General features: G+C 56.8%; 8 protein-coding genes. 2 read left to right on the forward strand and 6 right to left on the reverse strand.

What is annotated here, in order from left to right; genetic code table 11:
• Nucleotides 1–22: 22 nt before the first annotated feature.
• Both istB and istA read right to left on the reverse strand, forming a co-directional pair.
• Nucleotides 23–859, reverse strand: coding sequence for an IS21-like element helper ATPase IstB (gene istB, locus Ga0102493_RS01995; protein WP_034901636.1), 837 nt, complete (start codon nucleotides 857–859; stop codon nucleotides 23–25).
• Nucleotides 856–2358 carry an IS21 family transposase gene (istA, locus tag Ga0102493_RS02000; RefSeq protein ID WP_034901634.1) on the reverse strand — a complete coding sequence of 501 codons (1503 nt, stop codon included), beginning with the start codon at nucleotides 2356–2358 and terminating at the stop codon, nucleotides 856–858. Before istA ends, istB begins: the two co-directional genes overlap by 4 nt.
• Nucleotides 2359–2804: 446 nt before the next feature.
• On the opposite strand from istA, the gene Ga0102493_RS16560 reads away from it, so the two are divergent.
• Together Ga0102493_RS16560 and Ga0102493_RS16565 are read left to right on the forward strand one after the other, a co-directional pair.
• A complete protein-coding gene (locus Ga0102493_RS16560) occupies nucleotides 2805–2969 on the forward strand; it encodes a transposase (protein WP_418251651.1) in 165 nt (54 codons plus the stop codon).
• The gene (locus Ga0102493_RS16565) at nucleotides 2906–3223 is read left to right on the forward strand and encodes a hypothetical protein (protein WP_418251671.1); all 318 of its coding nucleotides are present in this window, start codon (nucleotides 2906–2908) and stop codon (nucleotides 3221–3223) included. Before Ga0102493_RS16560 ends, Ga0102493_RS16565 begins: the two co-directional genes overlap by 64 nt.
• Nucleotides 3224–4196: 973 nt before the next feature.
• Here Ga0102493_RS16565 and Ga0102493_RS02010 read toward each other — a convergent pair.
• The 4 genes from Ga0102493_RS02010 to Ga0102493_RS02030 form a co-directional block, all read right to left on the reverse strand.
• Nucleotides 4197–4958 (reverse strand): CpsD/CapB family tyrosine-protein kinase, encoded by a 762-nt coding sequence (locus tag Ga0102493_RS02010; protein ID WP_051697670.1) that lies wholly within the window; start codon nucleotides 4956–4958, stop codon nucleotides 4197–4199.
• 27 nt (nucleotides 4959–4985) lie between these two features.
• Nucleotides 4986–6452: a GumC family protein gene (locus Ga0102493_RS02015; RefSeq protein ID WP_051697669.1), complete on the reverse strand. Its 1467-nt coding sequence runs from the start codon at nucleotides 6450–6452 to the stop codon at nucleotides 4986–4988.
• Nucleotides 6449–9232 (reverse strand): TonB-dependent receptor, encoded by a 2784-nt coding sequence (locus Ga0102493_RS15865; protein ID WP_150132395.1) that lies wholly within the window; start codon nucleotides 9230–9232, stop codon nucleotides 6449–6451. Before Ga0102493_RS15865 ends, Ga0102493_RS02015 begins: the two co-directional genes overlap by 4 nt.
• Nucleotides 9233–9493: 261 nt before the next feature.
• On the reverse strand, nucleotides 9494–10138 hold the full coding sequence (locus tag Ga0102493_RS02030; protein ID WP_081845551.1) for a polysaccharide biosynthesis/export family protein: 645 nt from the start codon (nucleotides 10136–10138) through the stop codon (nucleotides 9494–9496).
• Nucleotides 10139–10300: the final 162 nt, after the last annotated feature.

The raw sequence follows: 10300 nt of genomic DNA on the forward strand, positions 1-10300 counted from the left end.
TTCTGATTGTCGCTGGCAAGGGCTATTTGTCGTCCTGATTGTCGCGGACGGCTTCGAGGACCTTGGGCGTCGTGTAGGTCGCTGGTCGGCCTGGGCCTGAGCGACGCGCTTCGGCGGTTCGTCGCCGGTAGCTTTCGACGTTCATCTCGAAGATTGTTGCGTGATGGACCAGACGATCCACCGCGGCGAGCGTCATGGCCGGATCCGGGAAGACACTGTTCCAGTCGCCGAAGGGCTGGTTGGCGGTGATCAGCAGCGAGCGACGTTCGTAGCGGGCGCTGATCAGTTCGAACAGGACCGAGGTTTCGGCCTGGTCCCGGCTGACGTAAGCGAAGTCGTCGAGCACCAGCAGATGATACTTGTCGAGCTTTGCCAGCGCGGATTCGAGCGCCAGTTCGCGCCGGGCGATCTGGAGCCGCTGCACCAGATCGGACGTGCGCGTGAACAGGACGCGCCAACCATTCTCGACCAGCGCGAGGCCGATGGCAGCGGCCAGATGGGTCTTGCCGCCACCAGGAGGGCCGAACAGGATGAGGTTGGCACCCTGCTCGAGCCATCCGTCGCCGGCGCACATCGCCATGACCTGCGCCTTGGAGACCATTGGCACGGCATCGAACGCGAAGGTATCGAGGGTCTTTCCGGCAGGGAGCTTGGCTTCGGCCAGATGCCGCTCGGTCCGCCGCCGATCCCGTTCGGCGATCTCATGCTCGGCGAGCGCGGCCAGAAGCCGGGCCGCAGGCCAGCCTTCCTTGTCTGCGCGCGCGGCAAAGTCGCCCCAGATATGCTTGATTGCCGGCAAGCGCAGCTCGTTCAGCATCAGGCTGAGGCGCTGGGCATCGATCATCGGACCTGTGCTCATGCCGCCTCTCCCCATCCGATCAGGCTGTCATAGGATGCAAGCCCGCCGAGCTTGACCGTGACCGCGGGCAGCTGAGCGGGATCGGGGGAGAACCGGCTTCGCAGGGCGCCGATGTCAGGGCATCGTCGCGCGGCAAGATCGGCTTCGAGCAGTCCGGCAAGTTCAGCCTCGCAGGCCCGCTCGTGCGCCATGGCCAGCAGATCAACGGTGATCCTGCAAGCCGAGCGCTCGCCTTCTTGCTCCAGCAGATGCTCGAACATCCGCCGGTAGGCTTCGCGGGGGAACAGGCTGTCGCGATAGACCAGCCCCATGAGCGCCATCGGCTTGCGCCTGAGCGAGTGGATCACATGCCGGTAATCGACGATATGACCATGCTTGCCATTGTCGCCAGCGCGGCCGCGCACCAGGGTCATCAGCTGGGTGCCGCCCAGGAACAGGTCGATCCGGTCATCGTAAAGCCGCGCGCGCAGCTTGTGTCCGATCAGCCGCGAGGGCACGGTGTAGAACACCTTGCGCAAGGTGAAGCCGCCCGATGAGGTGACCGCGACCAGCACCTCCTCGTAATCACTCGTGCGCGTGTCAGGCAGCGGCTGCAAGGTGCGGCGCTCGGCATCGATCGAGGGAGCATGACGCCGGTTGCGCGCGGTCACGACCTCATCGATGAAGCAGCGATACGCCGCCAGATCGGCAAAGTCGCTGCTTCCCCTCAGCAGCAAGGCATCCCTCACCGCAGCCTTGATATGGCCATGAGAGCTCTCGATCGAACCGTTCTCATGGGCCACCCCTGTGTTGTTGCGGGTCGGCTCCATCCCGTAATGCTGGCACAGCGCATCATATCGCGTGGTCAGATCAGCCCGGGCATCAGCAGCAAGATTGCGGAACGCCGCCGACAGGCTGTCCGTCCGGTGAAGCCGCGGTGCGCCGCCCGCTGACCACAAGGCATTCTGCAGCCCCTCGGCCAAGGCAACAAAGCTCTCGCCGCCCAGGATCACATGGCAGTGCTCGAACCCGCCATAGGTCAGCCGGAAGTGATAGAGCATGTGCTCAAGCGGCACGCCGGCGACCGTGACATCAAAATCGCCCATATCGGTAAAGTCCGACAGGCCAAGTCTGCCAGGCTCATGCAACTGCCGGAAGATGACCTCGCGTTCGGGCCCATGCAGCGCACGCCAGGCCCTGATCCGTCGCTCGAGCGTCCGGCGCGCAAACGGCAGGCTGCCATGCCGGCGGCGCAGCTCCTCGAAGATCGCGATCGGACGAAGCCCGGGCGCTGCTTCCAGCAACGGCACGACCTCCTCGTCAAAGTATCCTGCCAGCGGATCGGGACGCCGCCGCCCGCGCGGCGCTTTCGTCTGCAACGGCCGCTGCGGATCCTGCAACAGCCGATAGCCCGTCGCGGGACTCATCCCGGCCTTCACCGCAGCCTGCGCTACCGAGTGATCTTTCCTCAATGTCATGAACAGCCTCATCTGATGATCGGTTATGTGACGGCCAGGCACACGGCAGGTCCTCCGCAGAAGGAAAACCCAACCATACCTGACACCGCGATCATCTCGGCAGCCCAGCAAAGGGCGCCCCGGTGTGGGGGAACCGGCTACGGGCTACGCCCTGCGCCGGTTCCCCCACACCGGATTCTCATCTTGATTGTCGCGCTTTCTCATCCTGATTGTCGCGCGACACCTGTTCCTTCAATACAGCGATGATCTGCTCCTCGCTGAACCTGCTCCGCTTCATCTCGTCCGTCTCCTTGTCAGGGCCGGACTCTACTCATCTCTGGAGGAAATCTAGGGGCTCAGACCACCGCGAAGCAACGATTGCCAAGGAAAAGGCCGATCAGTGTGGTGGCGGTTGCAGCGGTGGAGGCAGTGTGATTCGCTAGCCGCTGATAGCTGCGCTGCAGCGGAGCGATCGGGGCAAAGGCGGACGGCCGCCTTTCGATCCTGTGATGATCTTGAAGATCTTGGCGCTGCAGGCTCTCTACTCGCTCTGTGACGAAGCAACCGAGTTCCAGATCAAGGACTGGCTTTCGTTCCAGCGGTTCTTCGCATGTGGCTCGATGCCAAGGTGGCTGATACCGCCACGGAGTGGCTGTTCCGTGAGAGGCTGGTAAAGGCCAAGGCGATCGACGGACTCTTCGTGCGCTCCGATGCTTCGCTCACCTATCTTGACTACCTGCGACGGGCGGGCAGATCGTCGATGCCGTCATGTGCGGGCTCCGAAGCAGCGCAACACCGCAACAGCGAGGACAAGAAGGCGGCGATCAAACAGGGCAAGATCCCGGAGCGCCGAAAGGAAAAGCCTTCCAGATCCGTCAGAAGGACCTGGATGCGCCCTCGATTCTGCAATTTAGCAAAGCCAAGGTGAAAGAGGGCGCCGAGCCCAACGGGTTCAAGCTGGTGCATCTCGCCATCCCGCTGTTCGGCTACAAGAACCACATCGGCATTGTCCGAGCCCATGGGTTGATCAGTACCTCGGATGCACGCGCGCCCAATGCCCATGATGGCGCATTGCTGCTCGAGCTCATCAGAAAGCAGAACATTGGCTCGGGGGCGTATTGCGGCGGACACAGCCTATCGGTCGCCGGAGAACGAGGCGTTCCTAGAGCGCGAGATGCTCAAGAGCGACATCCACGAAAAGCGCAAGCGGCGTCGCCCGTTGCCCGAGCATACTGCCAGGGTCAATGCCAAGCGGCCCCACCATCGAGCGCTCGACGATCGAGCACGCGTTCGTAGGCTAGAAGCACCGCATGGGGCGATTCATCAGGACCCTCGGTATCGCCCGCGCCCAGATCAAGTTCGGGATGGTCGGCATCGACTATGACTTCCAGCGGCTCGAAAGGCGAGGAGGCCCTGCATAGCAAAAAGGCGGGACTCTGAGCAGCGCCCCGGCCTCGAAAACAAGTAGAACAAGACCCACAAGGTTGACACTGACGGCCTAAAGGTCGTTATCAGGCCCTTTGCGCCTCCTTCAGACCGAGAACAGCTGGTTCTCGAGGTGTCCCGTTGTAGCTCGTAGCTGCCTACATCCGGTGACGCGTAGCCAGTTCAGCGGTTTTCTCATCCGCCCCAGCCTCCTCCAGCGCACCAATGATCTGCACTTATGCAGCCGAAGGCATGCAAAGCACAAAACGTTTTCCGCTTCATCTTCTGTCCTTCCTTCAAGGCCCGACTCTAAGTTAACTTTTGACCTCGCCACAAAATTGCTGACAGTCCCGGAGGGAAGGGGGCGCGTGATCACCAATCGCAATTATTAGGCACAATCAGGCTATAGCGCGCGATCAACGACAACTGTTCTCCGGGGAACCCTCGATAAGTCCTTCGGGCAGCCTCCAGTTGACTCAATAATAATCCAAGTATCCCGAATAATCGAGTGGGTCTACGATGCTACCCGAGAAACGATTGAGCACTGTGCCGAGTATCTTGGTCGGGTATAGGACCTGGGTCGAAGTCTCGAGCTGCTTTCGTGTGGTTACGCCCTGCTCAACCACCAAGACAACTGCATCAAGCTGTTCTGCACAAAGTACCGCATCATCGTTCACGAATAGCGGCGGAAGATCACAAATAATAGTTGGCCTTCCACCAAAGTTCCTTATTTCTGAAATCAGGTCCGTCATTCGCTCACTTGCTGCCAATTCGGCCGTAGCCCCCTTTTGCGGGAATGCAGGCATGATCACCATGTTGCTGCCCTCAATCCGTCGCGCGATCGCAGTGAGGGACAACTCCTCTCCCGCCAAGTAGTCTCCCAGCCCAGCAGCGGGTGCGAGGTTGAATAGACTGCGAAGAGTGGGACGCTGCAGATCGAGGTCTGCGAGAATGGTTATCTCCCTTGCGACCCGGCTGAGCGACGCTGCGAGATTAGACGCAATGAATGACTTCCCGTTGTTAGGGGTGGGCGAAGTGATGCCAATGATTTGGCATCCGTACTCCCTCATCCTCTTCCTGAGTGCGCTGCGCAAAAACTTGAATGGGCGCGCCTTGATGTCAGTCTCATGAAAGCCGACGATGTTGGCGCTGATATCTGTTGCGGGGACCTGCTCAAGACTGTCAAGCAGGAAGTCCGATCGCGAAACCGCAGCCTGCTGCGATGGATTCGAACCCAAGCTATCCTTGTCGATGTTTTGTCTCCCTCAGACAGTTTCTTCGGGACGAGCGAGTCGGCCGAAGCTTATACGTGACAGCCACGACTTAGGTCCATCTCCGGCCCCGCTCTCTATTGTGGGTATCGATCCCAGCGACGCTACCCCCGTGACCGCTAGAATATCACTGGGATCGCGAATAGGGCGCAGAAAGAGCTCGAAAGCGAGGATCAGGAACAAACCCAACCCAGCGCCTCCTGCCAAGCCGCCAGCAATCAAAAGAGAACGGTTTGGGGATATCGGAACCTCAGGAAGGCTTGGGGGCTCAATTACAGAAAGGCGCTCGCCCTTTTGCTCATTTTCCGCCTTCGCACTTGCCTGCGCCTGGCGTAATCGCTCTGTTACCGCTTCGTATTGTTCATTGAAAAGATCCAGTCTCTGTTGCTTTTGAGCAATCTGTTCTTGGATGAGAGGAGAGCGTGCCAACGCACTTTGCGCGCGCGCTTGGCGTGAAACCTCTTGCGCCTTCATCGACCTGAGCGCGTCAATCTGAGCGTTGTTGGCGGCAATCTGTTGGTCGATTGTATCATCTGGAAGCCTCTCTTGATTTTGAGCTGCGAGCTGTCGTGCCTCTTCTAGCCTGCGCCTCGCGAGTGCGATATCAGGATGGTTCTCAGTGTATTTCGCCTGAGCAGCGGCGAGATCTGCCTCGGCAGCCGACACAATGGGATCGCGCTCCGCAGAAGATTGCTCCGCGGCTCGCTGCGCCCTAAGCAGCGAATTGTCGCGCTGGAGGGCAATGATCTGCACGTCGTAGCTCCCACTCGAATCGTTGAGGGCCAGCATGCCAGGATTGGATAACGATAGGCCATTCGCAGCCGTTATACGTCGAATTTCAGAGGCGACTTCATCGATCTGTGATTGGAGAGATGTAGCTTGCTCGGTTAGAAATTGTACGGTGTTATCTGCCTGCTCGGAACTCTGCGTTGCATCGAAGAATAGCATCTGCTCGGTAATATCTTGAATTACCGCTTGAGCTGATGAGGGCTCCGTATAGTCGTAGCTCAACTCAATTGTGATCGTAGATGAACGTCCGAAGCCTGAACTTTGAATGCTGGTTGGCACAGCTTCGATATTTATGGCCTCACGCATCTCCGCGACAGCGCTGGACAGAGAATCATCCATTCGCTCATCAGTGTAAAGGCCGTATTTCTGGACCAGCTCGACAAGTCTGGATGGGCTCAAGATCTGCCGACGAAATATCTCAATCCGCCGGTCGACAGGTACGGAGTCTGAGCCTAGCACATCTTCGGTGACTTCAGGAGATTCGACCAATAAAGTAGCGGAAGAGCGGTAGACTTCCGGTAATATAAAAGTCGCCGCAATCCCCATGCATAGAAAGAAAAATGTCGGGAGGGCAACAATAATCCACCTCTCACGTATTATGGCTGGCAAGTAAGGGAGTAAATTCCCGATTGCCGGCTTACTCTCCATGTACTCGTCGTCGTCTCGACTCATTGCGTCCGTCCCAGACTCACTGTGAAGCCCAATAGGGCCTGAAAATTTGAAACATCGGGCCCGAGGTCGACCCTCAGATCCGTGTACCTTGCATCTGCTGATAGTCGGATCCTATCCGTGAGTTCCAGCTGGTAGCTAAGGAACCCGTTAATAGTCTCGAAGGTGAGCCCCTCAGCGAGGAACGTCTCTGACGCCTTCCCATAATCCGCACTCAATGAAAATATCTCGCGTTCTGATAAACTTAAAGAGTACGAGGCACCGACATTCGACTGCAAGCCTGCGCCGCCGATCCCAAGAGGGACTACCTGCCTCGCTCCGGTCAGGCATAAGTTGGCGCGGATGCCACTGCGACAAATCGAGACGTCACCAGCTAGGGCCTTCGAGTTTTCTTCGGAGAAATCTGTGTCTGATCGAATGCTCGTCAAGCCCAAGCTTACAGAAAGCTCCCAAGAGGGCGAAAATGCGAAGTCCGCAAGCACTTGAGGGGAAATTGTGGCGATTCTCCCTGAAGGCGGTTCGACTAAGTCAATGTTGCTTGCTTCAAAGGCTACGCCAACTGCCAGTCCACTGCCGACTTGGCGCGCGTAAGATATTCGTCCAAAAAGGAAATTTGTTTCTACAAGACCTGGAATGTCTTGTCCTCCAAATCGGTCGGCTCGGAATGACATTGATAAGTCGAGATCATCACGTTCGCTAAGTCGATAACGTAACCCGCCCCCCGCCTGGTATTCGGTGCGCGGCTGGTCTAGCCCAAGAAGGGTGACGTCACCTCCACCTGGTACCGGTCCAACGTCATCTGGCGCGCCATTGACGAGCCCCAAGTCAGCGAGGTTAGTGACAAAAACTCCACTATCGTAAGAAAGGTCAACATTCCCCTCAAGCCGTTCGTCTAGTATGAAGCGAGACTCAAGGTTGGCCCCCACATTCTGTACCGCATCGAAGTTTTCGGCATATTCGATATGCTCGATGCGAGCGCCGACACGAAGATCGCCTTTGGGCCCTTGTCTTGTAAATGTCGGTGAGAAACTCAACCTCAGTGATGCAGTTCCTGTCTCTGGCAAGTCAAACAAGAAGGGGTTTGTCTCGAAGCCGGCTATAGCACTTATCTCAAGGGCAAAGTCCCCTATACGGCCGCTTGGGTCCGCATTATCAGTAATCTCGGGCACAGTCCCCGTGCTCACTTGAGCACCTAAAGGGATCAGAGTGCCCGGTTGTGCGATCGTATCAACACCAATCTCGTGAATAACGGGAACGTTCAAGTCATACCATTCAGGAAATGGCGGAGAAATAAAAGTAGCAATGGACGGCATTGCGTTTGCAAAGGAAGATGAACTTGAACGAACGGCCATTGCCTCGTCAAGCGCTTTCAAGGAAGTGCGAGGTAGGCCAATCTCGTATCCACTTGCGCTTCGATGTGTGCGATCGTCGTCAAGCATCAGTGGTGGCACAGGCAAAGGGAACCCCTTCGCAACGTCGCCAGGCAGCAGCACTTTGGGATGTGATAGATTCCGAGCGTTCTCACCAATGTTTGTATCATCGGAAGCTATGCTCACGCGTGGATTCGTGGACCAACCATCGCCGGTTTTGGTCGTAGTAAGAACCTCTTGGCTTCTTTTCGATTGGGCCTTCGCCCCGCTTCTGGGAGCGGATCGCGCTATGGCCGAACCGATATGCTCAGCTTCCAAGTAAAGGCCGAGTAGCGTCTGGGTTTGTTTAGCGTTCGCAGGACGGACCGCATTGTCAGCCTCAGCGCCGGTTGCCTTGGGACGGCAATTGTGAGCGGTCACAAAGCCACATGCAGCCTCATTCGGGCCCGTGCTTAGCGATACTTTGCCATATTCGTGAGTAGCTAGATCGCTGAGGAGAGACTGACTTTTGGATTCGTGTGCGACAGAAAGTGAGTGCCTTTGCGGTGGTGTGGGATTTGGGCCTGCAAAGTCTTCGCGATGCTCGAGGGCGTTGCCTGGAAGCCCTGTTGCCGTCTCGAGCAAAGTAGCCTCGCTTTTGGAGACGGTGATGCCAATGGCCCGGTCGCCGACATTAGATACGGTGTCTTCGCTGCCTTCCCTTGCGAAAACTTCAGTCCCGCTCAGGTAGGAATGCGCCCATAGCTCTGGTGCCAAAGGAGCAGTCGGCGTTTCTGTCGCCGCTACCTCACGTGCCACCGCATTCGTATTATTCCCGCGTTTTTCAGCGCCCTCATGCTGGGTGAATATTTCGCTGCGTACGGGAATTCGTGCAAAATTTTGAATTTGCATGCCAATCGCAATGGAGTGATCTTGATCCGGGGGCGCCCCAAATTCACAGAGGGGCGATACTTCGCCTTCGGGCACCACGATTGGAAATCCCACAGGATGAATCACTCGAGTGATCAAAGCGTCTTCGACATTGGAGCCCACAAAAACACGGATGCGCCCTGCTTCATCCGAGCCCAGAGGCAGAACGTGATTCTGGATGGATGGCGAAAAATCTTCCTCAAGCAGAGCTTTGCGAGCGATCACGGAGTTCGCGGGCCCATCTCTGAATGGATTGATCAAGGTTTGTTTGAGAAGAGACACGCCTTTGATCCGCCTTGGGGCAAATGATCTGGCCATTGTCGACTGATCTTCGACCGATTCATCGGGAATCCGCAGTTTTATGCTGCCTGACACTAGTGGATAATAGGCATTCGCCTGAAAAGTTGACGATAATTCATTCCCACCATGTCCCCAAATCGTCGAAGCCTGCACCTGGCCAGACGTCAATACAGCGCCCTCAATCGATAAGGCGGCCCCGGTCATGAGAAAGGTGCTCGCTCTAACAATCCTCTTCCGAGAGAAGGAACGAAGCGTTCCAGCAGGCGCTTTGCAAAAAGTTCTGATTTTTGATCCAGGTTTCATGAAGCTGCCCGCAGTTAATCGGAAAGAGGCTTACCGGGCCCGCCGGACAATTCAATGCTTTAGATGACGTTGGATAAGTAAAGTGGAAACCATAACCCACCGCTCCCTGAAGCATAATGATAGTTCAAGCCGAGCATAACCATCGCAACTGCCACGGCGGATTCAAGGTACGATAATCGTATCGCCGCTTCGGATCATGGGCAGGGCACTTACATCCGCAGCGCTGACTGATTTGGAACGCAGCACATCTGACAGGTCCACTGGGACGACGGTCAAAGTTTCCCCAGACTTTCTGACCACGACTATATTACTGAGGCTAGCGAATTCAGTTACGCCGCCACTGAAACTGAGCGCCTCTAAGATGGTGACGTATCGGCCGGGCGTAAAAATGCCTGGTGATTGGACCTTGCCAATCACCGAAAACTGCAGCCCACTTGTCCTCGCAACTGTGACAGTCACGTCGGGCACGTCGCCATCGACGAAATTACTTTCGAGCCTACTCGAAATCTGCTGTTCAATTTCGCTAGCGGTCTTTCCTGCGGCCGTGATCGTCCCTATGAGTGGGAAGCTCATGGTGCCATCGGGCAAGACCATCACCTCGCGCTGTAGCTCATCCTCGCGCCAGACACTTATCTCTAGCTGATCGCCCGAATTGACTCGGTAGTCAGGGCCAGATGCCGATCGGCGATCTCTTAGCTCAGCGTCTGCCCCAACTTGAGCCAATGCCGCATCATCCCCTCCAAGATTGCTCCATATGAGCAAAATTGCGAATAAACCTACGCGGAACGAACTGCTTGCGCGCCTCATTCAACCTCCCACCATGATCAGACTGCCCAAAATCGGGACGCATCTAAAAAGGACCCCTCACAGGGGCCACTCGAAGCCTAGATTGTGCTAACAGAATTTACATAGGGTTGACGCTATCAGAGTTTATATTTGGCTCAAAACGGAAACACGTTCCCATTCCTG

It is taken from the genome of Erythrobacter litoralis (genome assembly GCF_001719165.1).
GTDB lineage: Bacteria > Pseudomonadota > Alphaproteobacteria > Sphingomonadales > Sphingomonadaceae > Erythrobacter > Erythrobacter litoralis.

Bases quoted from the DNA above. Each gene is read 5' to 3' on its own strand.
- istB (WP_034901636.1), bottom strand. From the start codon at position 859: ATGAGCACAGGTCCGATGATCGATGCCCAGCGCCTCAGCCTGATGCTG.
- Ga0102493_RS16560 (WP_418251651.1), top strand. From the start codon at position 2,805: ATGATCTTGAAGATCTTGGCGCTGCAGGCTCTCTACTCGCTCTGTGAC.
- Ga0102493_RS16565 (WP_418251671.1), top strand. From the start codon at position 2,906: ATGTGGCTCGATGCCAAGGTGGCTGATACCGCCACGGAGTGGCTGTTC.
- Ga0102493_RS02015 (WP_051697669.1), bottom strand. From the start codon at position 6,452: ATGAGTCGAGACGACGACGAGTACATGGAGAGTAAGCCGGCAATCGGG.
- Ga0102493_RS15865 (WP_150132395.1), bottom strand. From the start codon at position 9,232: ATGACCGGGGCCGCCTTATCGATTGAGGGCGCTGTATTGACGTCTGGC.
- Ga0102493_RS02030 (WP_081845551.1), bottom strand. From the start codon at position 10,138: ATGAGGCGCGCAAGCAGTTCGTTCCGCGTAGGTTTATTCGCAATTTTG.